The sequence below is a fragment of the Bradyrhizobium sp. WSM4874 genome (genome assembly GCF_055811835.1).
Genome location: NZ_JBVVPR010000020.1, coordinates 82,582 through 107,987, shown reverse-complemented (window position 1 = coordinate 107,987; position 25,406 = coordinate 82,582). Strand labels below are relative to the sequence as shown.

At 58.1% G+C, this 25,406-nt stretch carries 29 protein-coding genes and 2 pseudogenes; 22 read left to right on the top strand and 9 right to left on the bottom strand.

Going from position 1 to position 25,406, the window contains the following annotated elements; translation table 11 throughout:
- The first annotated feature begins 100 nt into the window (after positions 1-100).
- Positions 101-2,254: an ATP-binding protein gene (locus tag AC0L3P_RS21405; protein ID WP_473304767.1), complete on the top strand. Its 2,154-nt coding sequence runs from the start codon at positions 101-103 to the stop codon at positions 2,252-2,254.
- 146 nt (positions 2,255-2,400) lie between these two features.
- On the opposite strand, the gene AC0L3P_RS21400 is transcribed toward AC0L3P_RS21405, so the two are convergent.
- Positions 2,401-3,810: a DUF2130 domain-containing protein gene (locus tag AC0L3P_RS21400; RefSeq protein WP_473304765.1), complete on the bottom strand. Its 1,410-nt coding sequence runs from the start codon at positions 3,808-3,810 to the stop codon at positions 2,401-2,403.
- 690 nt (positions 3,811-4,500) lie between these two features.
- Between AC0L3P_RS21400 and AC0L3P_RS21395 the strand changes: the two genes are divergently transcribed.
- Both AC0L3P_RS21395 and AC0L3P_RS21390 read left to right on the top strand, forming a co-directional pair.
- Positions 4,501-4,707: a hypothetical protein gene (locus tag AC0L3P_RS21395; RefSeq protein WP_271528077.1), complete on the top strand. Its 207-nt coding sequence runs from the start codon at positions 4,501-4,503 to the stop codon at positions 4,705-4,707.
- Positions 4,708-4,712: 5 nt separating this feature from the next.
- A complete protein-coding gene (locus AC0L3P_RS21390) occupies positions 4,713-5,288 on the top strand; it encodes a Fic/DOC family protein (RefSeq protein WP_473304762.1) in 576 nt (191 codons plus the stop codon).
- Between the two features lies 1 nt (position 5,289).
- On the opposite strand, the gene AC0L3P_RS21385 is transcribed toward AC0L3P_RS21390, so the two are convergent.
- Positions 5,290-5,508, bottom strand: a complete 219-nt coding sequence (locus AC0L3P_RS21385) for a DUF6290 family protein (protein ID WP_247439684.1) — start codon at positions 5,506-5,508, stop codon at positions 5,290-5,292.
- Between the two features lie 83 nt (positions 5,509-5,591).
- Here AC0L3P_RS21385 and AC0L3P_RS21380 point away from each other — a divergent pair, with 83 nt between their 5' ends.
- Genes AC0L3P_RS21380 through AC0L3P_RS21360 form a run of 5 tightly spaced genes read left to right on the top strand, consistent with a single transcriptional unit; the run spans position 5,592 to position 9,085 of the window.
- Complete coding sequence (locus AC0L3P_RS21380) at positions 5,592-5,993, top strand: multiubiquitin domain-containing protein (protein WP_473304759.1); 402 nt, start codon at positions 5,592-5,594, stop codon at positions 5,991-5,993.
- A gap of 12 nt (positions 5,994-6,005) precedes the next feature.
- Positions 6,006-6,392, top strand: a complete 387-nt coding sequence (locus AC0L3P_RS21375; RefSeq protein ID WP_473304755.1) for an E2/UBC family protein — start codon at positions 6,006-6,008, stop codon at positions 6,390-6,392.
- Entirely contained in the window at positions 6,389-7,771 is a 1,383-nt protein-coding gene (locus AC0L3P_RS21370) for a ThiF family adenylyltransferase (protein ID WP_473304753.1), read from the top strand. Before AC0L3P_RS21375 ends, AC0L3P_RS21370 begins: the two co-directional genes overlap by 4 nt.
- On the top strand, positions 7,768-8,193 hold the full coding sequence (locus AC0L3P_RS21365) for a ubiquitination-like system serine protease family protein (protein ID WP_473304751.1): 426 nt from the start codon (positions 7,768-7,770) through the stop codon (positions 8,191-8,193). Before AC0L3P_RS21370 ends, AC0L3P_RS21365 begins: the two co-directional genes overlap by 4 nt.
- The gene (locus AC0L3P_RS21360) at positions 8,186-9,085 is read left to right on the top strand and encodes an SDH family Clp fold serine proteinase (protein WP_473304748.1); all 900 of its coding nucleotides are present in this window, start codon (positions 8,186-8,188) and stop codon (positions 9,083-9,085) included. The genes AC0L3P_RS21365 and AC0L3P_RS21360 overlap by 8 nt, the downstream gene beginning before the upstream one ends.
- A 4-nt stretch (positions 9,086-9,089) precedes the next feature.
- Here the strand turns inward: AC0L3P_RS21360 and AC0L3P_RS21355 are convergent, their stop codons facing one another.
- The 3 genes from AC0L3P_RS21355 to AC0L3P_RS21345 form a co-directional block, all read right to left on the bottom strand.
- Positions 9,090-9,833: a hypothetical protein gene (locus AC0L3P_RS21355; RefSeq protein WP_473304745.1), complete on the bottom strand. Its 744-nt coding sequence runs from the start codon at positions 9,831-9,833 to the stop codon at positions 9,090-9,092.
- A gap of 174 nt (positions 9,834-10,007) precedes the next feature.
- Entirely contained in the window at positions 10,008-10,511 is a 504-nt protein-coding gene (locus AC0L3P_RS21350; protein ID WP_473304743.1) for a hypothetical protein, read from the bottom strand.
- A gap of 253 nt (positions 10,512-10,764) precedes the next feature.
- Positions 10,765-11,457, bottom strand: a complete 693-nt coding sequence (locus AC0L3P_RS21345) for a hypothetical protein (protein WP_473304741.1) — start codon at positions 11,455-11,457, stop codon at positions 10,765-10,767.
- A gap of 225 nt (positions 11,458-11,682) precedes the next feature.
- Here AC0L3P_RS21345 and AC0L3P_RS21340 point away from each other — a divergent pair, with 225 nt between their 5' ends.
- Complete coding sequence (locus AC0L3P_RS21340; protein ID WP_473304739.1) at positions 11,683-12,732, top strand: hypothetical protein; 1,050 nt, start codon at positions 11,683-11,685, stop codon at positions 12,730-12,732.
- Between the two features lie 289 nt (positions 12,733-13,021).
- Here AC0L3P_RS21340 and AC0L3P_RS21335 read toward each other — a convergent pair.
- Positions 13,022-13,530: pseudogene (locus AC0L3P_RS21335) on the bottom strand (recombinase family protein).
- A 617-nt stretch (positions 13,531-14,147) separates the two neighbouring features.
- Between AC0L3P_RS21335 and AC0L3P_RS21330 the strand changes: the two are divergent.
- The 6 genes and pseudogenes from AC0L3P_RS21330 to AC0L3P_RS21305 all read left to right on the top strand — a co-directional run.
- Positions 14,148-14,651 (top strand): annotated as a pseudogene (locus AC0L3P_RS21330) (recombinase family protein); the annotation flags it as partial.
- Positions 14,652-14,856: 205 nt separating this feature from the next.
- Positions 14,857-15,330: a recombinase family protein gene (locus AC0L3P_RS21325; protein ID WP_473304737.1), complete on the top strand. Its 474-nt coding sequence runs from the start codon at positions 14,857-14,859 to the stop codon at positions 15,328-15,330.
- Positions 15,321-15,536, top strand: coding sequence for a hypothetical protein (locus AC0L3P_RS21320; protein WP_473304824.1), 216 nt, complete (start codon positions 15,321-15,323; stop codon positions 15,534-15,536). The genes AC0L3P_RS21325 and AC0L3P_RS21320 overlap by 10 nt, the downstream gene beginning before the upstream one ends.
- Entirely contained in the window at positions 15,485-15,889 is a 405-nt protein-coding gene (locus AC0L3P_RS21315; protein WP_473304735.1) for a hypothetical protein, read from the top strand. Before AC0L3P_RS21320 ends, AC0L3P_RS21315 begins: the two co-directional genes overlap by 52 nt.
- 297 nt (positions 15,890-16,186) lie before the next feature.
- Entirely contained in the window at positions 16,187-17,503 is a 1,317-nt protein-coding gene (locus AC0L3P_RS21310) for a hypothetical protein (RefSeq protein WP_473304733.1), read from the top strand.
- A 150-nt stretch (positions 17,504-17,653) separates the two neighbouring features.
- Positions 17,654-18,388 (top strand): GIY-YIG nuclease family protein, encoded by a 735-nt coding sequence (locus tag AC0L3P_RS21305; RefSeq protein ID WP_473304730.1) that lies wholly within the window; start codon positions 17,654-17,656, stop codon positions 18,386-18,388.
- Positions 18,389-18,483: 95 nt separating this feature from the next.
- On the opposite strand, the gene AC0L3P_RS21300 is transcribed toward AC0L3P_RS21305, so the two are convergent.
- On the bottom strand, positions 18,484-19,443 hold the full coding sequence (locus tag AC0L3P_RS21300; protein ID WP_473304728.1) for a hypothetical protein: 960 nt from the start codon (positions 19,441-19,443) through the stop codon (positions 18,484-18,486).
- A gap of 286 nt (positions 19,444-19,729) precedes the next feature.
- On the bottom strand, positions 19,730-19,999 hold the full coding sequence (locus AC0L3P_RS21295; protein ID WP_473304726.1) for a hypothetical protein: 270 nt from the start codon (positions 19,997-19,999) through the stop codon (positions 19,730-19,732).
- Positions 20,000-20,585: 586 nt separating this feature from the next.
- Here AC0L3P_RS21295 and AC0L3P_RS21290 point away from each other — a divergent pair.
- The 7 genes from AC0L3P_RS21290 (at position 20,586) to AC0L3P_RS21260 (ending at position 24,800) form a co-directional block, all read left to right on the top strand.
- The gene (locus AC0L3P_RS21290) at positions 20,586-22,226 is read left to right on the top strand and encodes an amidohydrolase (RefSeq protein ID WP_473304722.1); all 1,641 of its coding nucleotides are present in this window, start codon (positions 20,586-20,588) and stop codon (positions 22,224-22,226) included.
- A gap of 402 nt (positions 22,227-22,628) precedes the next feature.
- The gene (locus tag AC0L3P_RS21285; RefSeq protein ID WP_473304720.1) at positions 22,629-23,096 is read left to right on the top strand and encodes a universal stress protein; all 468 of its coding nucleotides are present in this window, start codon (positions 22,629-22,631) and stop codon (positions 23,094-23,096) included.
- 72 nt (positions 23,097-23,168) lie between these two features.
- Positions 23,169-23,297 (top strand): hypothetical protein, encoded by a 129-nt coding sequence (locus AC0L3P_RS21280; RefSeq protein ID WP_007600646.1) that lies wholly within the window; start codon positions 23,169-23,171, stop codon positions 23,295-23,297.
- A gap of 139 nt (positions 23,298-23,436) precedes the next feature.
- Positions 23,437-23,646, top strand: coding sequence for a hypothetical protein (locus AC0L3P_RS21275; RefSeq protein WP_473304718.1), 210 nt, complete (start codon positions 23,437-23,439; stop codon positions 23,644-23,646).
- A gap of 118 nt (positions 23,647-23,764) precedes the next feature.
- Positions 23,765-23,944 (top strand): hypothetical protein, encoded by a 180-nt coding sequence (locus AC0L3P_RS21270; RefSeq protein WP_275172131.1) that lies wholly within the window; start codon positions 23,765-23,767, stop codon positions 23,942-23,944.
- A 220-nt stretch (positions 23,945-24,164) separates the two neighbouring features.
- Positions 24,165-24,398 carry a hypothetical protein gene (locus AC0L3P_RS21265; protein ID WP_473304716.1) on the top strand — a complete coding sequence of 78 codons (234 nt, stop codon included), beginning with the start codon at positions 24,165-24,167 and terminating at the stop codon, positions 24,396-24,398.
- 105 nt (positions 24,399-24,503) lie between these two features.
- Positions 24,504-24,800, top strand: a complete 297-nt coding sequence (locus AC0L3P_RS21260; RefSeq protein ID WP_354210416.1) for a hypothetical protein — start codon at positions 24,504-24,506, stop codon at positions 24,798-24,800.
- 68 nt (positions 24,801-24,868) lie between these two features.
- On the opposite strand, the gene AC0L3P_RS21255 is transcribed toward AC0L3P_RS21260, so the two are convergent.
- Positions 24,869-25,159, bottom strand: coding sequence for a hypothetical protein (locus AC0L3P_RS21255; protein WP_473304712.1), 291 nt, complete (start codon positions 25,157-25,159; stop codon positions 24,869-24,871).
- Between the last annotated feature and the right edge of the window lie 247 nt (positions 25,160-25,406).

Sequence of the window (25,406 nt, the reverse complement as noted above, 5' to 3'; positions counted from 1 at the left end):
TCGGTGCGGCGCACCCGGCGCCCGCTTCAAGCGCCTCTAAAAACGACCTTAGATTATTCAGGTTGTGTGGTAAGCTGAACCACAACCTGGAAAAACGAACGTGTCAACCGACAGAATCCAGACCACACTAGCCGATAGAGCACTGGCACTCGCGGCCAATGTTGCCGTCTTCTACATCGGCCTGTATGTCGCATCGGGAAACCTGCTGCCGACCGGAGCGCTCGAAAGCGTATGGTTCTTAAGCGGCCTAGCGCTCTGGTTTCTAGCGTTGCTTTCGGCACCCTGGTTCGTGCCACCAAAAGACGCTCTCGCCAACGCCATTGGCGCGATGGCGATCCTAATTACGGCTGACTTCGGAGCGACCGGGGCTCTCAAGCCCCATCTTGAGGTCATGCGTTGGACTGCCGTGATCTACTGCCTTGCCTCTATGGCGGGAGCGATGGTCGCTCTGTTTATTCACGACAAGAACAAGCGATCCCCCGTCGGACGGTTTTTCTTTCGAGTGACCGACGCTTTCGGCCAGGGCGAGCTGCTCTACACGCCGCCGGCGCTGATCAGCATCATCGGTGCCTACCAGAACAGCCTGACCACGGTCGCCTGGCTGACGATGCTGTGGACATTGATCGCGATCGGCAGACCTTTTGAGCGGCTGATCGCCGCCTGGAAGCATTGGCAGGCGGAGAAAGCCAGGGTCATTACCTTCCCGACGGTAGGCGTCATCGAACGCATTGATCATCCCAATATCGTCAGGGTCAGGCTGTCGCGACACAGCTCGTGGAAGCCGGGCATGCTGCACACCGCCGCTATGTCAAATGGTGATCAGCACTACGTCATGGCTCTGTTCGCCCAGATACAGGGACTGGAAGTGATGGGGACCGGTCTTTGCGTGGCTGAGCTGCAGGAAAGGATAGTGCTGGCTGAAGGGGACGTCATCCAGTCGCACTCCCCCGAGAAGGCAGCGGAGTTTATAGAAAGCCTGAGCGGCACGGCCGGGTCCGTGCTGGTAGGGTTTACCGTCGAGAACTCGAACATCGGTATCTTGCGCTTCGAGGTCTCTGCCGCATCCGAGTTGGCAGAAGGCCAGGTCGTTTTTGTGCGCGTGAATGGAATGGATGTCTTTTACCAGATCCTCGACGCCCAGACGGCCGAAGAGAGCTTTGACCAGAACCCGCGCGGCACGCACATCGTGAACGCCGTGCAGTTAGGCTGCTATTCACCGGAGGAAGGCTTCACCAAGTATGGTTGGCTTTCGACCATGAACACGCCGGTATTCTGGGCGAAGGAACGCGTATTTCCCGCTCCCGTCGTCAAGCAGGGCGAGTTTCCGATTGGCGTCGTGCCATCAACCAATATCGGCGTGATGGCCAATATCGACGACTTGGTTCAGTTTCACACGGCCGTTCTTGGCGTCACCGGCACGGGCAAGACCGAACTGGCGCTTGATATCGTCCGCGAAGCCGCCAAAAACGATTTCAGGGTTTTCTGTGTGGACTTTACGGGAGAGTACAAGGCCCGGCTCGCCGAGCTGAAGCCCATTTTCCCCGCGCCGACGCAAAAGGAAACGGACGACCTTGAGCAGAAGCTGTTCGCTGTCGAAACGACACCCTACGGCGCACCCGCGGAGAAAGCTGCCCTGAAGACCGCGCTGACCCAAATCAAGGGCGGCGTCGACCAGCAGATCAACGACTTTCTGGTCGGAAACGATCCGCTGGCAATTCTGGAGTTGACTGAAATCTCGAACACTAAGGCAACGCTGAGAATCACCGAGCTATATTTGTCGACGATCATGGCCTGGGCCCGAGCCAACCGGCAGGCGCGCAAGATTCTCATAGTCCTTGAGGAAGCTCACACCATTATTCCGGAAACGTTCAGCTCCGGATTTGACAGCGAAACGCAGTGGGTCGTCAGTCGGATCGGGCAAATTGCATTGCAAGGTCGGAAGTACGGCGTAGGTCTTCTGGTCATCAGCCAGCGGACCGCGCTGGTGAGCAAGACGATCCTTTCCCAGTGCAACACCTTCCTGACGCATAGCCTGATCGATCAGACCAGTCTCAACTTCCTGGAGAGTGTGTACAGCACACAGCATGTTCGCTCGATTCCAAATCTTGGCCGCTTCCAATTTATGGCGGCTGGCAAGGCTATCAAAGCAGAACGCCCGATCCTTCTCGGCCGACCGTTCGATCAAACCAAAAAGGACGCAAGCGATGCGTTACGAAAGCCGCCGCCGGTAGCGGCAGCCGCTGCTGCAGGATAAAGCCACCGAGCTCATCTCTTGAAAACACGCGGGGGCGATCGTCGGTTAAGCGCCGTCGCTGTTGGCGTGTATTTTAAAATCGTAAATGCGAACGCACGATTTCACGCGCCGACCTGGGCTCATCCCAATAAGATGAGGAGGTCTCCTTACTCTGCAGCTTCAGCGGGTGGGCTCTTTAGCTCTGCAAATTTCGCCGCCATCGTGGGGTTACCCCGGGTCAGCTTCTTGATCGTCACGTCCTGCGCCTTGTCGTTCGCAAGGCGCAGGTTGCGATCCGTACCCATCAACGCATCCTTGGTCTTCTGCAGATGGTCGATGGACTTGTCGATTTCGGCGATCGCCGTCTGGAAGTTTCGAGAGGCGAGGTCGTAGTTCTTTGAGAACGCGGTCTTGAACGTCTCCAACTGGCTTTCAAACTGGGTGATGTCGATATTCTGCGCCTTAACCAGCGCCAGCTCAGTCCGGTATTTCAAGGAATTGAGCGAGGCATTCCGCAGCAGCGTGATCATCGGCAGGAAGAACTGCGGCCGGATGACGTACATCTTGGGATAGCGGTGGAAGACGTCGACGATGCCCGTGTTGTAGAGTTCGTTGTCCGGTTCGAGCAATGAGACCAGGATCGCGTACTCGCAGCCCTTCTCGGTGCGATCCCGATCAAGTTCCTTGAGGAAATCCTCGTTCCTGCTCTTCGTCGCGGTTTTGTCGCTCTCGTTCTTCATCTCAAACATGATCGAGATGAGCTCGGTGCCGGCTTCGTCCGCGTCGCGGAAGATGTAATCGCCCTTGCTGCCGCTCCGCGCGTCGTTGTCTTTCTCGAAATACGCCCGCGGGAAGGCCATCGAGCGGACCCGGTTGAACTCGGTTTCGCAGTGCTGTTCGAGGGTCTCGCCGACCATCTTGGTCGAGAGGCGGGCCTTCATATCCTTCAGGCGCTCAATGGCGTCGTCGCGATCCTTGATCTGGGTTTCGTACTTGTCCTTGAGGGACTGCTCAGAGAGCTGCTTTTCAAGCTGGACCTGCTTGATGCCGTTCTTCAGCTCATCGCGCTCTTTCTCGACGGCACCGACGGCTTCGGTCACGGCGAGCTTCTTCTCCAGCTCGACGGCCTGAAGCTTAGCCTTCAGCTCCTGGATTTCTTTTTCCTTGGCGGCTGTGATCTTGTGCTGCTCGCTGGCCAGAAGCGCTTCAGCAAGCTCCGAGGCCGCTTTCTTTTCGCGCTCGGACTCTGCCAACGCGTTCGCCAGCCTGTCCCGCTCTTTTTCGACGGCGCTTAGCGCTTCGCTCACCGCGAGCTTCTGCGAAACTCCACTGGCCTCGAGCTTGGACTTCAACTCCTGGATTTCAGCATCCTTGGCAGCGGCGGTCTTCTGCAGATCGCCGCTGACCTGGGCCTTGGCCAATTCTACGGCGCTCTGCTTGTCGCGCTCGGCCAGTTCCAGCCGTTCGTGCAGTTGCTTTTCAAAGTCGCCGTCACGGACCTGCTTCAGGATATCCGCATAACCGGACTCATCGACCTTGAAGGCCTTGGTACAGTGGGGGCAGATGATCTCGTGCATGGTTCCTGCCCGGCTGGGCGTTTCCTGTTTTCGTTGAAAAGCTGGCTGCGGGGCTCACAGAATCGCCCCCGCACATTTGAGAACAAAGTTAGAACAGGGCAATCTGGACGGTCAAGCGATGCGCATCGCTTCCGGGCATTTTACAGCCGGCAATCCACTGGTTTTCCCGCTATCGGGCGTGCCCCGCTTATCCAACCGGCAAACAAAGCGGCAAACGGCGCCTCGGAGTATTCCCCTAGGCGTTGTTTCTACTGAGCTATTTTGAGGTGGAGGACGCGGCAAATATGGACGTATCAGCGCTGGCCAGAGCCACAGAGGTTTTCTCGGTGCGCACGTCGTAAACCGCAAATGCGATTGCACGTTTTCACGGCGACGATGGAATAAGGAAAGGAAAGTCCATTTTCCTTTCCTTACGCGAACCGTCAGGAAAGGATGGCATCCTTAGCCCCTGGTCCGAACTCTGCCTCTCAACCAACGCGAAGCCAGCTCTTTGAACTCAAGCTTTGGCGCGGCTTGGCAAGTCCGGGCCCATTACCTGTCCCTCACAGCAGGCGGCGCAAAATCGCAAATACGACGGTGGTGCGCCTATCGAGATCACCCCTATATCTTCAATAAGGTAGCGATAACGCCTGATGGCGTATCTGAAACTTCGTGTTCCCCGCCCCCTAGAATCCGTGATATGGTTCGCCCATGACCGACAAGCGCAAAGGCTCCAGCATCAATTCTTCCTCCCGCATTTTGGGAGACAAGACTTTTGCGGCTATTTCGGCTGTCGAAGGGTTGAAGCTTGGCAAAGCTTCTAAGGAGCGCCTGTCAGCCCTCAACAAATCGAAGCTGACGCCCGCTCAAAAGCGAGCTGAGGTATTGAGGGCGTACGTCCAACCCAAAGGCCGCTAACCGAATTGAGCGGCTACGACGTATCCGACGACCCCTATTGCTACAAAGGCACGTCGGTCCTTAAGAACCGAGCCCGCCTCAGGGATGCGAAAACCCTGGATGCGTTTGAACTCGAAATGATGGCGCTGAGGTCGCGAGAGCCCTTGCCTGAGGGGCGCTTCACGCCAACGCATTATAGAAGCATCCACCACCATCTGTTCCAGGACGTTTATACTTGGGCAGGGGAGTACAGGACAGTCCGCACGGCAAAGGGCGGGAACTGGTTCTGCTACCCCGAACACATCGCCTCAAGCATGAACCAGCTGTTCAAGAAGCTCCAGCTTCCGGCGCTACAGCGTGGCACAACCGCAGAAGGCTTCTTAGATGCAGCCGCCGATTTTTTGGCTGAGCTCAACGCCATTCATGCATTTCGCGAGGGGAACGGCAGATCCCAATTAGCCTTCATGCATCTTTTCAGCCGCCATGTCGGCTACCCGCTCAACTTTGATCGAGTTGACGCCGAAACCTTCATGCCCGCGATGATCGCGAGCTTCCACGGTAAAATCGGTCTACTCAAAAACGAATTGCGGAAACTGCTCTGAGCTACTCGCCGGCCTGACGGGCCAGGAGTTTGCGCGCGCGGGCCAAGCGAGCTTTCAGGTCTTCCTGAAAGGCGGGGTCTTTGCGCCGGCTCTCGATGTGCTCGCTGATCGCGGCACGAATCACATCCGAAATGGCCCGCTGCTCGACCGATGCGACGGTTTCGAGCGCTTCAGCCTGCTCATCGGTCAGGCGAATGGTCATGGCTTTCGTGGTTTTCATGCGGGAAATCTGCACCTTAACACCGGGCTTGTCAAGCGCCACAGTATCGTGGTATCTTGGTATCAATCAATGGAGGTACCACAATGACTGAGCATAACGAAGCCGGCGCACCGACGAGCCGCGAGAAGGAGTTGGAAGCCTTCAGGGAGCGCCAGTTGCGTGAGCTGCGGGAGTTTGAGGAGCGCCAGAAGCTGGAGCTGGAGCAGTTCGAACGCCAGGAGCTGGAAGAGTTGAAGGAGTTCGAGGAGCGTCAGCATCCCTACGAGATCAAGATCGACCGCAACGAGTTCAAGGTGACGGAGCACTTCCTCACCGGCGCCCAACTGCGGGCACTGCCCAATCCGCCCATCGGCCCCGACCGGGACCTATTCGAGGTCGTGCCGGGCGGCTCCGACGAAAAGATCGCGGACACTCAGAAAGTGAAGATGCGCGACGGCCTGCGCTTCTTCACTGCGCCCGCGCAGATCAATCCGGGCCTCGTCTAAGGAACGACCGCCGTGCTGCCTTCACACGACATGGAATTTCTGAGCACCAAGGCCCCCGGCCATCAGGTCACGACTGAAGGCGGCGTCATCTGCGTCCTCGTTCCATCGTACCCGCTTCCGAAGGGGTTCGACCAGGAGGCCAGCGACCTGCTGATACGCTTGGCCCCTGGTTATCCCGATGTGCCGCCGGATATGTGGTGGTTCGACCCACCGGTACGCCGAGTGGACGGTGTTGTCATTCCAGCTACTGAAGCACGCGAGGGCCATCTCGGACGCCAATGGCAGCGCTGGTCGCGACACTTTACAGCGGGTCAGTGGCGCTCGGGCATCGACTCACTTCAAAGCTATTTCGCTTTGATCAGAAACGAGCTGCTCAAAGCGGCCCCAGGAGCATCATGACAATTACACTGGTCCTGACAGAACCGCTTTTCCACGAGATCGAGCAGACCGCCAGACTTCCGGTGGAAACGGCGGGCGTGTTGCTGGCGGGTATCGCCCGGGCGCCAAACGGCGACATCCGACTTCTCGGACGCGGGATGCGCTGGGTGCCGCAAGACGCCTACCTCGGGCGTGAAGGAGACCATCTGACAATCGCGTCACAGGGTTACGTCCCTGCCCTGGCCGAAGCCGAATGCATCGGCGCCATTCCGATCTGGTTTCACACGCATCCCGGCATGGTCGGTCACCCAACACCGAGCATGGCTGATCGCAAAGTCGACCAAGACATCTCCGACCTCTTCCGGCTGCGTTCGGGCTCGGAACTGTACGTCACGCTTATCGCGTCGCCGCGCGACGACGGGATCACATTTACCGGCGAGGTGCATTTCGGCGACGGCGGCAAAGCGCCGATCGAGCGCCTTTGGCGCGTCGGCGACAAGTGGCAGCTCATGAATTCTTTCAATTCGAGCGCGCCGCAGATCCCTGCGATCTTTGACCGGAGCGTCCGTGCGTTCGGCACCGATGTCCAGCAAACCCTCGGGGCGTTGCGAGTAGGGGTCGTTGGCTGCGGTGGCACCGGCTCTGCGGTCGCCGAGCAGTTGGTGCGTCTCGGCGTGCGGCATCTTACGCTGATCGACGCCGACACGCTGACCGAGAGCAATGTCACCCGAGTTTACGGCTCCACGCCTGCCGCAGTGGGCAAACCAAAGACGGAGATGCTGCAAAGCCATCTGACAGCGATAGCACCCGATCTCGACTGCCATACCGTGCCGGCGATGGTGACCCTTGAGAAAACGGCGCGCGAGCTGATCCCTTGCGACGTTGTCTTTGGTTGCACTGATGACAACGCTGGCCGCTTGGTTCTGTCGCGATTCTCGACCTTCCTGGCGACCCCCGTGATCGATTGCGGCGTGCTGCTGGGCGGAGATGGAGCCTTGGCAAGCATCAATGGCCGCGTAACCACCCTCACCCCAGGCGGCGCCTGCCTCGTCTGCCGCGACCGGATCGATCTTGCCCGCGCACAAACCGAGCTGCGAACGCCGGAGGAGCGGATACGACTTGAAAATGAGGGCTATGCGCCCGTCCTGGGAGGCATAGAACCAGCAGTGGTGACCTTCACGACCAGCATCGCTTCAGCCGCCATTAACGAGCTTCTGGAGCGCCTGATCGGGTTTGGACCGAGCCCGAGGCCGACGGAAGTGCTGTTCCGCTGGCACGAGAGGGAAATTTCGACCAACAACGCTGAGCCGCGGCCGGGTCATTACTGCAACCCGGAAAGCCATAAGATCGGCAAGGGCGATGGCCATCCCTTCCTCGAACAGGCGTGGCCCGGCGCATGAAGATTCGTTGGTGGCAGTGGCGATGGACCGACTGGCTTCCACCGCGCCTGGCGCGTTTGCCGCGATGGAAGTGGCTACAGCTCGTCTGGCTTCCTCAGTGGTTAACGGATCAGCCGCCGCTGTACTGCCTCGGTCAGGTCGAATCAGCCGATGAAATACCTGAGAGGCTGCCAAGCAATACCGCAGTCGTTGTCGGCGACGCCTCGCGACTGAAATGGATCGCGTTCGACTGTCCTTGCAAAAGCGGACACCGCATCATGCTGAACCTCGATCGCGGTCGCAGCCCGTTCTGGCAATTATCTACGGTTGAGGGTACTCTATCGCTTTCGCCGAGCGTGAACTACCATAACGGTCGGCGCAGATGCCATTACTTCATAAAAAACGGAAAAGTTGATTGGATGGGGGATTCATTTGGTGAGTGATAACGGTCAGGAGACCTTGCCGACGTCCGAAGCTGCGCCGCACAAGGCCGAGCGTCCACTTACAAAGACGCCGATGTATGCGGCAATGAACGCAGGCCGCTATCAGCGGCAGGAGCTCATCAAGCAGATAAACGCGTCCGAGGGCACAAAGCTCATCTGCTATGTTTCGAGCTTGGAGGCCGAGATCGATCGTAACGACGTCATGGGCTTTGTGGAGATGCTCCACAATATACGCGAAAATTCGGCGATCGACCTGCTTCTCAACACCGGCGGTGGTGACGTCGATGCCTGCGAAAAATTGGTCAAGCTGGTGTTGGCAAAAGCCGGCACGCAGCCATTCCGCGTCATCGTCCCCGACCTTGCGAAGAGCGCCGGTACCTTGATGGCGCTCGCTGCCAGCAAAATCATTATGAGCAATACTTCCGAGCTTGGCATGATCGATCCGCAGGTCTTCCTCAAGGACTCGCGCGGCAATGACCAGCCCTATTCCGTTATGGGTTATTTGGAGGCTTACGAAGAACACTGTGAGGCAATGCGCAGAAATCGTGACGATCCAATTGCCTTGCTTATGCTCGATAGCTTCGACGCCAGGACTGTTCAAAAATTCCAGGGCATTCGTGACCGCGTAAGAACGTTCGCCGAGGATATGCTCAAGCGACGCGGCGCGCCGAGTTCGACGATTTCTCAAGCCTTGATGAGCGCCAGCCAATGGAAAACGCACGGCCAGCCGATCGACTACGCCGATGCCAAGCAGCTCGGCCTGCCGATCGAATATCTCTCGCCGGAGGACGATCGTTGGAGCCGCTATTGGGAACTCTACTGTCTGCTTCGCCTTGAAACCCAGGAAGGCAAAAAGATCTACGAATCGGCCTACGCCTCTCAAATCGTCTAGACGCCTAGGACATCGGCCGCACGAATTGCATCGTCAGCGGCTGGTGCGCCCTGCCGTCATCCCAGCTCATTGTCAGCCAGTTGGTGGAGGCCGGGTACGCGATAATGATTCTTCCCGGCCGATATCGTGCACCGCGCAGAAACGGATATTTTCCTTCATCCGGAGGTTCGAGCAGCAACACAAAGCTCAGGCCCAAGATATTCAGCGCCAGCGCTTCGATATCTTCCTGTGCATTTGTGAGCGGCTGCAGCTGGAAGCGCTTATGGTTGAGGGCTCGGTCACCCGTATTCATGGTGCAGTAGAGCCCAGCACCCTCCGGCCAATGACGGGGATCGTCGAGCATGTCCAATAGCGTTGCGTCGCGCGAGAACGCGCCAGACAGCGGCGCCCTGCCTCTCGCGAGATTCTTCGAGACCGCCGCCGCCTTGGCCGTCTTGAGCAGCCATCTTTCCAGGTCGTGCCCGGAGATGAGGGCGTGCCTCGATCCCGCATCTTCCTCCAGGTACGATTTTAGCGAAAAGAAAAAATACTTGGCGGCATCATCGAGTGGATGAAGCGCGCTGTTATGCTTGGCGCAAAGGCAATTCGTTCGCAAATTGTTGGGCGCGAGGATCTTCTCCTCATCCAGCGCCAACCATGGAAGGCCGCCGACCGAAAACTCGCCGTCGCCCATCAGAACCCGGATAACCGACTCCGAGATGATGTGCTCGCCCGAGATCGGAGCAACGCACGAACCCAGGTCGCGCATATAGCATTTGGCGACGCTTGACGCCGGAGGAAGCGCTTTGAGGCCAAGGACGGTGGACGGCTTGTGCCAATCTTTGCCGTTGAAGCAGCAGCCCCGCCCGGGCCTGGTTGAACCGCAAGGGCACGGGCCATTCAATACGGCTTCTCTTTTCCGCCTGGCTTCACCCATGGCCGTTCAGGGCTTTACCCGACTGTTGTATATCGCGATCCAAGCCTCGTGCTCGGCCTTGAGATTTTCGACCAGGGCCTTCACGGTCGCGTCGTTAATAGACTGAGGCTTCCCGTGACTGAACTCGTTCCGGCGCTTGTGAATGTCGCTCAGCAGATCGGCAACCGCCGCAAAACCTTGGTCCCGGAGATCATCGAAATAGGTAGTGCCGAAGAAAATCTTGTACAGATCGAAGAGACGGCTTCCGATTCCAGAATAGCGCTTCAGCTGGTCCTCTAGAACGCGCTGTGGAAGCCTCCGCATCGCCGAGCGATGAAGTCTCTCGATCCGGGTCTCAAAGTACCCCCAGAACAGCAGTACGAGGGCAGCTTGCGCAGATGGACGCTCTACGCCGGCAGAGTGTGCAAGCGCTTGGAATTCGACAACCGGTCGCTCCCACTCACGCTGAAGCATCTGAAGATAGATGTAGTCCTCGTAGCGCCCCTCGGCGCCGGGGACGGTGAAAGCCAACGTTCTTCGACCATCCCGGGTTGTTATCGTCGATGAAAAGTGAACCGGTGGCGCACCGCACGCGGGGCACGGACCTTCGTGCCGGCGGATACCCGGACAATCGCCTCCACACAACGTGTAGCCCGACCAGAGGCTGATCCAAGATTTTCCTGCTAACTCGTCGCACCACATCTGATGATCCCCACCCACACCACAATAGCCTGAGATACCCGAAAGGCTAAGCAGGCTTTGAGCCCTGGCTCTGCGGCTCGCGTTAGGCGAAGCGCGCGCGCTTGGGGACGTACAGGACTTCGAGATGCCGGTCCGCAGGAACGACCACGAGGAAACCTACCTTCACCGGCCAAGGTGATTGGTCCTTCCAGCTATCGTTGCGAAGCTGGTGTTCGCGTATGGCACTGTAGACCGACGCGCCTCTCGTGCGAAGATCGTTCAATGACCCGTCCAAGTCCTTGGCGAATGCCAGGCGGGCCGACATGGCGACATCATCCACATCCATCAGATCCTGGAGGTAATCGCAGAATGCAGCCGCAAGCTCCTTGGCTTCTTCACTGAGGTCGGCGTCGATCGTGAAGGATACCGCATTGACGGTATCCGCGAATCCTACGGCCTCATCTCCGGAAGCGATGGCGTTTGCCTTGACCCGGATCTGGTCAGGGTGCTGATCATCAAGCTGCTTCTGTTTCAAGTCCTTGAGGTTATCGAAGAAGCTCAGGACACTCTCGATGAATTTAGGGTCATCGAAGATATCCGGATCGTCGTAGCCGAGCGCCTTGGCGATCGCGCGGCGTGACATCACGTTGATGGGCTGTCCGGATTCAAATCGCTGGACCGTCCGAATGTTGACGGGGGCGTTCGCGGCTAGCGCATCCTGGGAAAGGTGCTGAGCGTCCCGGACGCAACGGGCCCAAAAGCCGAGCATTTTAGGGTCAAGCAAGGTGGTGTTCATTTCGTTCTCCTTTGACCCAGATCATAGGCCTGGTCCGCCAGGGTCGAACACGGCAGAATGCCGACAGTAGCCGACAACAATCACCCAGGCCCGCCCGCCACCCTTTAAGCCATTGAAATATCTTTCGTAACGGCGCGTTCCGGTTGACCACCTTAAGTAGCCGCTTATTCTGAGGGCGAACGGGACGCTCGGTCGGAGGGTGGCCTGAAGACGGGAGCTGGGCTGATGGCCGAACAAAAGATGCCAAACGAATACTGGACCACTGCCGAGGTCATGAAGGGCATCTTCGAGACGAAGACGTGCCTGGCAAAGCCGCACTCGTCCGAGGCATGCGAGGGGAAGATCATCGCCGCGCATACCATTCCCTACGGTCAACTCGCTAAAATCGCGCCTGACAGCCATGTGTACGCCATTGGTGCCACTCTCGCAGACCTTGCCCGCTCGGAAGGGCAATTCACGATGAAGAAATACGGCATCCGGAATTTCTCGGTCTTGAACTGCTTCTGCGCCACGCATGACAAGAAGATCTTCGCTCACATCGAAGATGATGAGCTTGTCTTTGATGGCCATCAGCTGACATTGCTTCAGTATCGAACGCTCGCGTCTGAACTTTACCGGAAGGTGAGCAGCTATCAGTCGACTCTGCATCAGATCGAACAGCAGCAATCAAAGAAGCCAAAAGATAAAGAAGCTATAGAGTTTCTCAAAGCTCAGGCTATCAACGGGTTGTCCGCCGTTCGAGATATCGGAACAGCTTTCGAAGCATGTGCCACGGATCTGTTCGGACAAAAGTACGACCAGGTGAGCGCACTTGTCGTTCATTTTAAGAAGCTCCCCTCGGTCATGGCTGTGGGAAGCGTTCTTCCTCTATATGACTACAACGCGAAGCCTTTACAGCTCATCCACGATATTGAAGCCATCGCCGACATTGTCTGCTTCAATATCCTTGCGGCAAAGGACCACGCCGCTGTCATCATGCTCTGGCCCAAAGAGCAGCTCAAGATCGGTCGGCAGTTCGCCGATACGTTCATTGCACAAGACTCCTCGCAATACAGCGCCTTGGCGATCCAAACGGCGTTCGAGTACCTCGAAAATACGTGCGTGAGCAAGACTTGGTGGGACGAGCAGAAGCCCATCATTCACAAGATCCTCTTGAGCCGTATGCAGTCAGGTACCAATCCGCTCGAAGCACGAGCAGCTAGCAGCTTAACGTTCAGCGGCGTGAACTTTGATCAGTGGGACTATGACCGCCACGAGTTCCTGAATGCTGATTGAACGAGGCGCAAAACCGTAAATGCGATTTTACGGCTCAGAGCTTTCATCAGCGGTCTCTTGGATGGCTATCAACGCTTTTACCCCAATAGCCGTATCGGTGCAGAGATGTTGAGCAGACTCGCGACACCGCCGGCTACCTCAATGGCAAGCTGGACAACAGCTTGGCTACGACGGGGAATATTCACTACGCGGGTGGCACCACGGACCTTGTTATCGGCCAGAATAATTCGTATTCCCCAGGCGCATTATTCAATGGCGTTATAAACGAAGTAGGCATTTGGAACTGCTCTCAGCGCGAGCGAGGTTGCGACACTCTAACTTGCAGGGCGCGAGAAATCGTCGACGCGTTACAGCCAAGCAGAGCGCCGATTTCGCGCATGCCTCGGCCCTCCCGTTGCAGATCTTGCGCGTGCGCGATCTGTTGCTCGTTGAGCTTTGGCTTTCGTCCAAACCTCCGGCCTTGGGACTTGGCCCGCTCCCTGCCCTCCTTCGTCCTGGCCAGGATGAACGCTCGGTCGAGTTGGGCAAACGCCGACAACATGGTCAGCATTGCTGAAGCGGTCGGCGTGTTGGTGTTGGCCCAGGGCTCGGTTAGGGATTCGAAAGTCGCGCCCCTCGCCTCGATCTCGTGAACGATGTTGAGCAAATCGCGCGACGACCGCGCCAGGCGGTCAATGCGGGTAACTGCGAGCACGTCACCTGGTCGAGCCCGGCGATGGCGCGGGCAAGCTGTGGCCGATCGGCTCGCACGCCACTCATCTTTTCACTGAAGACCTTGACGGCACCCGCTGCCTTCAGCGCGTCGACTTGCCCGGCATGATCCTGCTCGGAGGTCTACACGCGGGCATAGCCGTATTTCACTATCTGTAATTTGCAACAGACTTACGCAACGGTCAAAGGCCGCAGCGAAACGAATGTCTATCCCTGTTGCATTTATTTTGACTTATGCAACAGCACGGTAAAACCCTTCGAAAGGATGGAAGGCGGGCGCTTTACGGCCGGGCATCGCCAATGGCTCAGATGGCACGTTATTGGTTGATGCTTGAGTGACGAATTGTGGACAGGATTTCGTACTGCCAGTACGCTAGCCCCTGAGCATCGTAGCGTTGCGGGCCTGGAAGGCGTTCTCCGATGTTGGATGGAAAGTTTCTCGACAGTCTCCTCGAAATCTCTCGCACGTCGCTTGATGTCGGGAAGGACATTCCACCTGAGAAGCCCGACGAGCAGCGCCGGATCAGCGGAGTTGAGCTATCGGACTGGCTGGCAGCTCAACGAGCGACCTAACAACCTACTTTCTCCCCTGCAAATGCCAATACGCGTCCTCGGACGCGATCGGTAAATCGCGCTGCGCGGTCAAGTTGCTGCGTGGCTGGCGGGAGCTGTCGCGGTCATGGTTGGTCGGCGGATAAACGCGCATGTGCCTCATCCGACGGGCTCGGAAGGCCCCCCAGGCGATGCATTGCTGCGATTCGTTCGTGCTCTTGCTCGCGCTGCGGCGATCGCGGATTATGAGCGTCAGCACCGCACAACGGACGCGAGTAGCGACTATGAAGGCGGCGATCTACGCAAGGTTTAGCTCGGATAAGCAAACCGACCGGTCGATTGAGGACCAGGTTGCTCTCTGCCGCGCCATTTGCGAGCGCGAAGGATTGATCGTCGTTGGCGTTTATGATGACCGCGCGATTTCCGGCGCGAGCACCTTGAACCGGCTGGGCTGGCAGCGCCTGATGCGCGACGCCAAGGCCGGTAAGTTTGAGGTTGTCGTTGCTGAAGCGCTGGACCGCATTTCCCGCGACCAGGAAGACCTGGCTGGCATTCACAAGCGCTTACGCTTCGCTGGCATCGACATTCGCACGGCACAGGACGGTATTGCTGGCGAGATCCATATCGGTGTGAAAGGCCTGCTCGGCTCGCTCTATCTCAAAGACCTGGCGCAGAAGACCCGCCGCGGGCAAGCCGGTGTCGTTCGCGATGGTCGTCACAACGGTGGGCGCAGCTACGGTTATCGCCCGATCCCCGGGAAGGCGGGAGAGCTGGAGATTGATGCTGCCGAGGCGACTATCGTCCGCCAGATCTTCGCTGACTACCTTGGCGCAAACTCACCACGTGGACATCGCGGCTACCTTGAACAAGAAGGGCGTACCTGGTCCGCGGGGCGGTGCCTGGAATGCATCGACCATTGCGGGCAGCCGCAAGCGCCTGAACGGCATTCTGCAAAACGAGCTGTACGCCGGGCGCATCATCTGGAACCGGCAGACCTTCATCAAAGACCCGGAGACCGGCAAACGCATCAGTCGCGAGAACCCCCGCGAGCAATGGATGACCGCCGGGGCGGAGCACCTGCGCATCATCGATGCGGAAACCTGGGCCAAGGTCCGGGCCCGGCGGGAGGACCGCGGCGGCCCAAAAGGAGCGTATGCTACTCGGCCGAAGAACCTGCTGTCCGGTCTGGTCAAATGCGGCTGCTGCGGGTCCGGCTATGTCGTCGGCGGCAACGACAAGCGCGGATCGCTCCTGGTCTGCACGCGCATGAAGGAAACCGGGCTCTGCGACAACAAGCGCACGGTGCCGCGCGTAGCGATCGAGCCATGGTGCTGAAGGGCATTGAGGAACAACTGGCGGCGCCCGAGCTGATCGCCGAGTATGTCCGAGAGTATCACCGGATGTCGGCGAGCTGCACGGCTCAACCGCCCACCGGCGCCGCGATCTGGAAAAGCGGCTGGGTAACGTCAACGGCGCAATCGCTAAGACGGTGGACGCGCTACTGGGTGAAATACCCAGCCGCGCCCTCCGCGATCGTCTGACGGCTCTCGAAGCACAACGGGATGAGATCGAGGCAGCCATCGCCGAGGTCGTCCCGCCCGCGGTGGAATTCCATCCGAACGCGGCAAACGCCTACCGCGAAAAGGTGCACAGCCTGAAGAAGACCCTGGCTGAAGCGGACGAAGAAAGCCGCTTGGCGGCCCATGAGGCCATTCGGGAGATTGTCGAGAAAGTCGTCGTTCATCCACGGGGCCGGTACAAACCCGTGCAGATCGACATTTACGGCCAACTCGCCGCCCTGCTCAGGATTTCCGAGAGGGCGGCCGAACCCCTAGAGTCTAGGGAAGCGTTGGTTGCGGGGATAGGATTTGAACCTATGACCTTCTGTTTATGAGTCTGAACGTCGACTCCAACCGCACCAGTTTCGCACCAGAAACAGCGCGAACGAACCGTGACGAACACTATCAAACCCGAACGAAAACGAAGGAAAATCAACGAGGGCGATCGATAGTCTGCCGCTCATAACGGTCTGGTTGCAGGTTCGAGTCCTGCCGGGCCCACCAACGGTTCGACCATTTCTTTCGGCTGCTTCGCGCCGTCTACGGTGGGCCACTAACTCTCAATTGTCCCCATACAGAGGTTGACTTATATCGTAAACACAATCAGCGTGCGATCTTTTAGGGGATTTAAAATGAAGCTATCTGCATGCATTGCGACTTCGCTAATCATTTCAGCTGGCATCCCCTCGATGGCCGGCGCTCAGCAATACCTTCTCAAACCCAGCGACAGCGGCAGCAACGGCGTTCAAATCGTCACCGGCTCGTGGAGTGAAGAGCGGCACTCCGACAAGACTTACATGGCGTTCAGAAAATTTCGAGGAAATAGAAGTCTCGGAGAATTTGACTACTACTATCAATTCCGCATTGCCCCACAATTTCGCACCACGTTCATCGAGTGCTCCAAAGCGCCCTATTTCAAAAGGTTGGCCAACGCTATTATAGGCACCTCGGGTGCGACGCTCGTAACGGCAAAATTACAAGTTGCTTATCATTGGACGCCCGGCCAAGAAGTCCAGTTTTTAAAGGACCCGACTCCTCTTTTTGTCGTTGCGACCGGATCCAAATCAGACAGCATTGTTGCGGGCAACGGCTGCTTTTTCGATGTTACGCAATCTCCGACATTTCCCCTACTGCGTTACGCAGGCGGCGCCAACGATTCAAACTACGATGACTTCGATCTTAAGTTCAGCGTGAGCGGAGGAGAAGTTCTCGACCTAAGCGTCGTGAACAACGTCGCCACCGCTTTCGGATATTTCAATGCGGCATTTGCCTGGAATCAGATGACTAAAGCAGCAACGAGCGCACTTCAGTCAAGCGCGCAAGCGTTTCAGGATGCGGTATCAAAAGCCGGGACTTTCAATTCATCCGCGGCAAAGAACTACAATCTGAAACAAAATGGTTTGCTTCGGGTGTCAATACCAACCCTGTTTCCCGGCAGCGACATGGTCATTTACAGTCGGCGCCAGGCTTCCATTGCGTTGGATACCTCCGAAGATTTGGTGAGAGTGGATAGCGTACTTCAAAAGGACGACCTCGCCGCAAGACAGTGTTCTCCTAAAGACGTTGCACAGGGGGCATGCACCGGAACGAAATCGATCATCGACTCCCTAATGGCTAGTTCTTACGTTAAGGCAGCTGATGACAAAATTACGTATAAGATCGTCAATCCTGGACTGCCCGAAAAGCAAAAGCTGATCTTCGACGTCTGCGAAGCTGTTCGGACGCATATACGATTGAACATGCGCTTGAGCACCTTGGACGAAATGATGGTAAGGTGGGCCCTTACTAAGGACTTACGAAATGCATTGAAGGACCCCGGCAAGACGGCGGCCATCTTAAGTGCCACGAATAAGACAATTGATGAAATCAAGGGGTCTTGCTGGAACGACGGCGATGAAAAAACCGTCAACGGCGTAGCAAAGCTGATGGGAAAAACGCTGGAGCAATGATTGTTCCGAGAACGGAGGACGACGACCTAACCGGACAGATTCCCCTTAAAGCTCGTCTTTTATTGTGGCTTGGGCTTTGATTAATTGGAAGTTGACGGCCTGCCGTGCCAAAATCTTACCGACTCATTTCGAGCATTTGGGGGCGCGCCAGTGGCACTCAAGAAGAGGGCTAGGGGTGTTCGGCAGCGAAAACGGGAGCCTTTGGTTCACCGGCATCTCGAAAACGTTTCCCGAAATCTGCTGGAAAAACATCCAGAATTGGTGCGAGAATTTATTGGGCGTAATGCCGGAATTTACGCGCTCTTCCGAAAGGGAAAACTATACTATGTCGGGCTTGCTACGGCGCTTCGCGGTCGCCTCAAAGCGCATGTAAAAAATCGCCACGGCAATTCGTGGGATAGCTTTTCAATTTACCTCACGATTAAGGACCAACACCTTCGAGAAATAGAAGCACTTCTGTTGCGGATCGCAAAGCCGCCGGGTGCGCGGCAGAAGGGTAAGTTGGCGCAGTCTGTGGATATGCGACGACGCATCGCTCAAGCAATTCGTCGCAAGCAAACTAGCGAGGTTTCCTCCCTCTTTGGGAGGGGTACGGCTCCTATCGCTACGCAAACTACCGGCGTAGAGAATGACCTCACCAGACTCTTTCCGCAGGGCGCTCGCATCAAGGGCACGTTAAGAGACGAGGTTTTCCGTGCACGTGTCCGCAGAAATGGCACGGTTCGTTTTAGGAACGTTACTTATAAGTCATTGTCTCTAGCTGCAAAGGCTGCCATCAAACGGCCCACGAACGGTTGGTGGTTTTGGCAGATCGAACGGGGACGCGGAAACTGGGTCCGGCTCACTAAGATTCGTAAGGCCGGAACGCCCGTGTACGTCCGTTGAGGGGCGCAACAACTGCCGCTCACTGAAGTCGCTTCGCTGGTATAGCCGTGAGTGGTGGGCTGTGCCCTTGCAGCAGCTAGGCGGCGAGCCGACTCCTATCCAACGTCGGCAGGCTGTTCGAGCAATAGCTGTTCAGCGTTTTGAGGGACCTGTTTAGAAAGCGCGCCGAGCTCCGCTTCAGTTAACACCGGCGCAGACCGCATCTGATCTTTCGCCTGCACCGTGGACACGTCGATCTCTGCAAACCGATTTTCCATCTTCCGGAAGCGCGCATAGCAGCCTATGTCGATCGCGAAAGCTTGATAATTTCCGGGAAGAGATTTGTGAGTGAGCGCCGACCCAGCCTGATGGATAATTCGATAGTCGAGCAAGGGATTGAAAAGGCTTTTCCATTCCTCTTGCTGTTGCATAACCTTTTCCGGAACTAGGAAGATGTTCGTCTTCTTAGTCAGACAAAATTCTCGCAGCATGTAGATACCTGCGATTAATAAGTCTTGCTCGTCGGCATGACTATCCTTCTTCAATTCCTCGATGCGCCTCTCGAGATTGGACTTACTTAAGACGCGAACTTCGTCTTTGCCAACGGCTTCGCCATCGTGCGCACTCATTGCTTCCAAGAACAGAGATAAAACGTCTCGCGGCACGCCACCACCGGCCATGACTAGCCGATCGAAACCTTCGCCTTTGAACAGCTGAGATAGCTCTTTTTCGTCCATCTCGGCTTGCCGGCCGTACTCCATCAATATCTGCCAGTTTTGCTTCGACGTCCGTTTGAAGTCACTGAACGTGTAGTCAATGTTTACAGGCTGAAAGTCGTGGCGCTCCTGCGCCCCAATCGGCTGCCCTTCCCGATCAGCAAACAGCGTGGAAGCATGCCGCATCGTGGCAATCTTAAAGAAGATTGGAAGATCTTTGCAGAGCCTATGAATGTAATCAACGACGAATGCCTGATCCGCTCGCTTCAGATGATAGAGATCGTCGATCTGCAACAAGATAGTTTTAACGTTCGAAGACAGCTCGAAAAAGGCTCGCAAGCTTTTTTTAAGTTCGGGCAACCATCGATCGAGATCCTGCAGCTTCTCTCGATGATGTTTGAATGCTCGCTCGATCTCGCTCTTGCCCTTCTTGGTCGCGTTGGCACCGATCTTAGTTCCTTGTCTAAACTCAGCCCTGCTGCCAACTCACTCGCCGCGCTCGATTTAACATCCTCATCGACTGTGTCGGGTTCGCTGTGCATGCTTTTTAGCTTCTTTATGATTTCTCCGAGAAGCTTCTTCTCTTTTTTTCCGAACCATCCGCTCAGATGCGTGTCGATATCGGTAAAAAGTGAGACCAGTATTTCTATGAGGACGTTCGGGAAACTATGCCGCTTGAAATCTTCACAATTGAGATAGATGGCCCTGACATCAGCCGATAGTGCGGCGGCCGATGCGTGCAACAGAAGCGTCTGCCGCAACCGCGACGAGCAAAAATCGTGTGGTTCTGTCGCGCGCTGGCGTCCTCAAGCGCGTGGCCCACGTTGATGTAATTGATACGTTCGCCGCCAAGCCGGACGCGCAGGCCTTCGGTGATCAATTGACGCAGCCGCGCAAGTTTATGTTTATCGACCATTGCATTTCCCCCAATATCTCCTTGTACGCGAGTCTCACGCCAAAACAACTTAAGATCACGAACGAGAAGATTTCTTTCGACCTGTTGAGCACGCCTCGAGGATACCCGGAAAGCTGCGCCATCTGTCGCCGCACGATCAGTCGCCGATCTATGCTCCTGGTGCACGCACAAGGGCGCCCTCATTATAGCGAAGGTGCAGATAGCGCTAGGACATACCACTGCAACCGGGTTCCGGTGACAGCACTGTCACCGTAATTCCAGGTTCAAGTCATGCCGGGCCCACCATTCTTCGCCCTTCGGCCTACGCGTGGCGCAGCCGCGCGGAGAACGAGGGCGAAGCGTGGTGTCCGGCGTAGCTTGAACGAAGTGAGAGCGAAGACGGACGAACTGCTGCGAAGCGGGCGAAGGCGGGCTATAAATTCAACTGCTTGAGCCGTTACGAAATTTTCCGGTGCACCTTCCGATTTTGTTGGTGCCAGACACGACCAGACTCACCACACTCCCCGTTGCGACACGCCGTGTCCGCGAGCGCATCCAGCGGCGAATATGTGGCGCCGGTTCGGCCTCTCTCATGTCGGGACTGATGATGCGAAAGCTTCTGGCGATTTTGCTGATCTCGTGCTGGGCCAATTTGGCTTGCGCACAAAAGGCCGACCTCGTTGTCACGAACGCAAAGCTGGTGACGCTGGATCCCGCATCGACGATCGCGCAGGCTCTCGCAGTCCGCGACGGCAAGATCGTCGCAATTGGCGGCAACGATGCCATGGAAGGCCTGATCGGGCCCGCCACGCGCCGTGTCGACGCGGGTGGACGCACCATCATTCCGGGATTGATCGATTCCCATATTCACGCCGTGCGCGCCGGCCTCACCTACGCAACCGAGGTCAACTGGATCGGCGCAAAGACGATTCCCGAGGCCATGGAACGCCTGCGCCAGGCAGCACAAGCGCGCCCGGCGTCCTGGATCATCGTGGCCGGTGGCTGGAGCGAATTGCAATTTGCGGAGAGGCGGCGGCCAACCCTCGCCGAGGTGATGTCGGCCGTTCCCGACAATCCGGCTTACATCCAGCTGTTCTATTCGGCGGTGCTGATGACGCCAAAAGCGCAGCAGGCGCTCGGGATTTCCGCGGATCAGTTGCCGGCCGGTATCACGGCCGCATCGGGCGACACCACGGGCTGGCTCAACGGCTCCATTGTCAGCATCTCCGCGCTGTTCGATCGGCTGCCGAGGCCGAATTTCGAAGAGAATGTCGCCGGGACCCGGCAGTTCTTCACGGAGCTCAATCGTCTTGGCGTGACCGGGATCGTGGATCCCGGCGGCTTCAGCATCTATCCCAGCCATTACGCCGCCCTGCAAAAGCTCTGGCGTGAAAAATCACTTTCGGTTCGGGTTGCCTTCAGCCTGTTCGCCCAGAATGTCGGCGCGGAATTCGAGGAGTACAAGACTCTCACGCCGTTCCTGCCGATGGGATTCGGCGACGACATGCTACGGTTCAACGGACTAGGCGAGCGGATCACCGGCGCCATGTACAACAACAATGCGCCCGACGCGGCCGCCAAGGACAAGTTCCGCGAGATCATTCGCTGGGCGGCCAAGCAAGGACTGACAGTCACCATCCACTGGCAGGAAGACAAATCCGTCCATCACCTCCTGGACCTCTATGACGAGGTCAACAAGGAGACGCCGCTCGCGCCGTTGCGCTGGTCCATCGCCCATCTCGACAACACCTCGCCAGAAACACTGGCGCGCATGAAAGCCCTTGGTGTCGGCTGGACCATGCAGGACGCGATGTATCTCGGAGGCGACCGTATCGTGGCGCAGGTCGGCGAAGCTGCGCGCAGCATGCCGCCCATCGTCACGGCGTTACGCATTGGGGTCCATGTCGGGGCCGGCACGGATGCACATCGCGTCGCATCCTACAATCCGTTCGTGGCGCTGCAATGGATGCTCGACGGCAAGACCGTCGGCGGACACTCGACGCGCGGCCCGGACGAAACACCCAGCCGCGAAGATGCCTTGCGCCTCTACACCATGGGAAGCGCGTGGTTCTGCTTCGACGAGACGCGACGCGGCACGTTAGAGCCCGGCAAGCTCGCCGACTTCGCGATTCTCGATCGGGATTTCATGTCCGTCCCCGTCGAGGAAATCGGCGCCACGGCGTCGCTGCTGACCGTCGTGGGCGGCAAGGTCGTCTACGCAGCGGATGCTTTCTCGGGCGTCAAATGAGAGCTGGAGGGCGACCGTGCCGCTCTCACGAAATCTCGGCCTTTGTCCATTGCAGCGACATTTGCTCTCGGCCCACACATGCAGCTTCGGCGGCCGAGCCGGATGGCATACCAATTTCGCCGCCTGCTATCCCTGCCGCATCGATATGGTGATTGCGCACTCAGTGAGCCCGCCCCTTTTGCGGGTACGAAGACTTTGAATTAAGTGCACTGTCACCGTAGTCCTCTATTGCAGACGTGAATGAAAATCTACTCGGCACGACGAACGTGTTCACCTCGTGCGCGGCTGCCTTTTTGAAGCCGTGACGGCGAGACCATCGCGGAAAACGCACATAGACCCATGCCGCATACCGGCCCATATTACCCAGGCATCACTTTGTTCGACGAGCAAGGGAGCCACCGCATGTACGCCAACATTCTCTTGAGCACGGACGGATCGGACGTCGCGACGAAGGGCGTTGAGCATGGCATTGCCCTGGCGAAGGCCTTGAACGCCAGGCTGACGATCATCACTGTGACGGAAGCACTGCCGATCGACTATGGGGGCGGACACGACCCGGGATGGATTCCGACGCAGGACGAGATCGATAGCTTTGACGCGGCCTGCAAGGTCCGCGCGGGCAAGGTGCTCGATCAAGCGCGCGCGATGTCGGAGCAGATCGGCGCGCCTGCAGAATTCTTGCACGTTCCGAATGCGCACCCGGCGACTGCGATCATTGAAACAGCCAAGCTTGGGGGATACGACCTGATCGTGATGGCCTCTCATGGACGACGCGGCCTCAGGAAGCTGTTTTTGGGCAGCCAGACATCCGAGGTCCTGGTGGACGGCAGCGTCCCGGTGCTGGTGGTGCCGAAGCCGGCATCAGTGTAGGGATTATTGGCACCACTCAGCTGATCCGCTGAACGACCGCACAAGACCGCTCTCCCGCGGCAGGAGCCATCCATGACCAGTGAAAAAGGCCCGAACATCAAGAAGAAGCAGAAATGCAAGAACTGCGAAGGCAAAGGCCTGCTCAAGAAGGGCGACAAGGTGGTGAAGTGCCAGCGCTGCAAGGGCACGGGCGTGCGGTGATGATGAGGTGATGACCTTCCCGCCGCGCTAATTCGCGCGGACGCCACCGGCAAAGTGCTTCTCGAGAGCACCGCACCTGACATCCTCGATTGGCACTTCCTGCCGCAAGGCGCGTTGCGGTCTTTTCAGGGAGGTGCAGATGACCAAGACCGACGCGCGAGGCGCAAAGACCGGGACACCGCCGGCCGGTTCGGCGGCACTCAACCCCGGCGATGAAGCCGCACCGGGAACGACGGGCACGGGCGAAGATGTGTGCCCCGATTGCCATGGCAAGGGGCGGATCGACGGCGCTCCCTGCGCCACGTGCGGCGGCAGCGGGACCGTGATCCGGGCTGTCGGCGGGGCCTGAGCAAAGCGCAGGACGCGGCGATTGAGCCGGGCTGTGACTCTCCACCGCGGCTTCATTGTTCCAGCAACGAACGGCCCGCATCCGTGTTTTCCGGATGCGAGACACAATGAGGCGCGCCATGACCAGGGATCCCGGACTGAAGCCCGACGACTTTCCCATCGAAGCCGACAAGGACAAGCTCAAAACACACAAGGGCGAGCCGGTCGCCTCGGCCGAGTCGGAGAAGATCGCGGATCAGATCGCCGAACGGCTGAACGAGCATGCCCACCAGGAAGAGCAGGATCGTTGGTCGGCTTAGGCACTTTGCCTTGCCGGCAGCAACCCGCAGATAGCAACGACTTTGTAGGAACGACCTGGGGGCGTTGCGTATTGGGCCGCGCCGGGTCCTTGCGATTCCGGCAATGGCGGCCTCGTCTCGAAGCCCCGCCCCCGCCGCAGGCCGGGGCCGCCTGAAGGGAATCGGCCCGTCGTCTCAGCCCGGCATTTCAGGGCCGTCTTGGAGGACTGCGCGAGAGACCATGGAGGCGCCCACACCAGGGATGCAAAACCCGCTTCGACAGGCGCGGCTCTACGGCTACCTGATCGAACGCGAGGGCGCGCTGTTTCATCCCGGCGGCAGCCACCCGCTGTGCAGCGCGGGCATGACGCGACGCATGATCGAGGCGGGCTGGCTGGTGAAGGCCGGCGATCGCTACGAGCTGACGCCGCAAGCGCAGCAACGGATCGCCCCGGGCGCGATGAGTCCGGGATGACTTAATCGTCGGTGGTGCGGCATTTCCGCTCCCGCGCAGGAACAGGTGCGTCCCCAAATCTTTGCCTCGGCACGGCATGTGACGACGTCAAGCAAAGGAGCGGACATGAAAAAGCTGGTTCTCGCAGGGCTCGTTGCGGCTCTCGCATTCTCCCCTTCCGCATTCGCGCAAGGCGGCGCGGGTGCGTCCAGGACCGGGTCGAGCATCGACTCCTCTGGCACCGGCGGCGCGACGGGAGCGGGCGCCTCCAGCCTCAACACGTCATCGGATAACAATGGCGGCGGCGCGAACGCACCGGCCAAGTCCTCCACGACGCGGCCAGGCGACAACGACACCAGGCAAACGCAAGGCGGCCAACAGGCCATGCCAGGTTCCGGCTCCACCGGAGCGAACCGCAAATAGGCGCGCCGGAACGATTGACCGATTGCGCTCACGCAAAAGGCCCGGATGATGATCCGGGCCTTGTCTCGTCACCACCAGGGATCCCAATAGGGCGGTGGAGCGTAGGCGTAAGGCACATAATAGGCCCGCCGCACGACGCGCGGTCCATAGTAGGCGTAGGGCGGACCATAATAGCGCGGGCCATAGTAGGCGTTGGCCGCCAGACCAGCCGTAAGCGCACCGGCAACAAGACCGAAGCCGATACCGGGACCTCCCCAATGGCCGTGCCAGCCGCCGCGCCAGCCATGGGCTTCCGCCGGCGAGGCCGCCGCCACAAACAGGGCCGAGATCATCGTGAGGACCAAAGCAAGTTTCTTCATGTGCGACTCCCAGAACTTGGAAACCGACCGCAAAACGCCAGACCGGAATTGAAGTTTCCGGGCGTTCCGGAAAACTTTGCAGCGAGCCGACGGACGCGAATGCGGCCGCCGGCAGGACGCGGGGGGGGGGGGGGGGCGGCCCCCCCGGCCGGGTTCAGTTATCTCCCCACATTGCGGTTTTTGGGGGTGGGGTTACAATGAGTTTTTGGGGCCGGGGGGTAGGGGGGGGGGTTGTGTGGAACCCCGT

Coding starts and splice junctions, on each gene's coding strand:
- AC0L3P_RS21270 (WP_275172131.1), top strand. CDS start 23,765: ATGACCAGGGATCCCGGACTGAAGCCCGACGACTTTCCCATCGAAGCC.
- AC0L3P_RS21280 (WP_007600646.1), top strand. CDS start 23,169: ATGACCAGTGAAAAAGGCCCGAACATCAAGAAGAAGCAGAAATGCAAG.
- AC0L3P_RS21355 (WP_473304745.1), bottom strand. CDS start 9,833: ATGCGCGACCTGGGTTCGTGCGTTGCTCCGATCTCGGGCGAGCACATC.
- AC0L3P_RS21265 (WP_473304716.1), top strand. CDS start 24,165: ATGGAGGCGCCCACACCAGGGATGCAAAACCCGCTTCGACAGGCGCGG.
- AC0L3P_RS21365 (WP_473304751.1), top strand. CDS start 7,768: ATGAAGATTCGTTGGTGGCAGTGGCGATGGACCGACTGGCTTCCACCG.
- AC0L3P_RS21275 (WP_473304718.1), top strand. CDS start 23,437: ATGACCAAGACCGACGCGCGAGGCGCAAAGACCGGGACACCGCCGGCC.
- AC0L3P_RS21380 (WP_473304759.1), top strand. CDS start 5,592: ATGACTGAGCATAACGAAGCCGGCGCACCGACGAGCCGCGAGAAGGAG.
- AC0L3P_RS21295 (WP_473304726.1), bottom strand. CDS start 19,999: ATGGTCGATAAACATAAACTTGCGCGGCTGCGTCAATTGATCACCGAA.
- AC0L3P_RS21395 (WP_271528077.1), top strand. CDS start 4,501: ATGACCGACAAGCGCAAAGGCTCCAGCATCAATTCTTCCTCCCGCATT.
- AC0L3P_RS21345 (WP_473304741.1), bottom strand. CDS start 11,457: ATGAACACCACCTTGCTTGACCCTAAAATGCTCGGCTTTTGGGCCCGT.
- AC0L3P_RS21290 (WP_473304722.1), top strand. CDS start 20,586: ATGCGAAAGCTTCTGGCGATTTTGCTGATCTCGTGCTGGGCCAATTTG.
- AC0L3P_RS21285 (WP_473304720.1), top strand. CDS start 22,629: ATGTACGCCAACATTCTCTTGAGCACGGACGGATCGGACGTCGCGACG.
- AC0L3P_RS21385 (WP_247439684.1), bottom strand. CDS start 5,508: ATGAAAACCACGAAAGCCATGACCATTCGCCTGACCGATGAGCAGGCT.
- AC0L3P_RS21370 (WP_473304753.1), top strand. CDS start 6,389: ATGACAATTACACTGGTCCTGACAGAACCGCTTTTCCACGAGATCGAG.
- AC0L3P_RS21255 (WP_473304712.1), bottom strand. CDS start 25,159: ATGAAGAAACTTGCTTTGGTCCTCACGATGATCTCGGCCCTGTTTGTG.
- AC0L3P_RS21340 (WP_473304739.1), top strand. CDS start 11,683: ATGGCCGAACAAAAGATGCCAAACGAATACTGGACCACTGCCGAGGTC.
- AC0L3P_RS21310 (WP_473304733.1), top strand. CDS start 16,187: ATGAAGCTATCTGCATGCATTGCGACTTCGCTAATCATTTCAGCTGGC.
- AC0L3P_RS21260 (WP_354210416.1), top strand. CDS start 24,504: ATGAAAAAGCTGGTTCTCGCAGGGCTCGTTGCGGCTCTCGCATTCTCC.
- AC0L3P_RS21320 (WP_473304824.1), top strand. CDS start 15,321: ATGGTGCTGAAGGGCATTGAGGAACAACTGGCGGCGCCCGAGCTGATC.
- AC0L3P_RS21400 (WP_473304765.1), bottom strand. CDS start 3,810: ATGCACGAGATCATCTGCCCCCACTGTACCAAGGCCTTCAAGGTCGAT.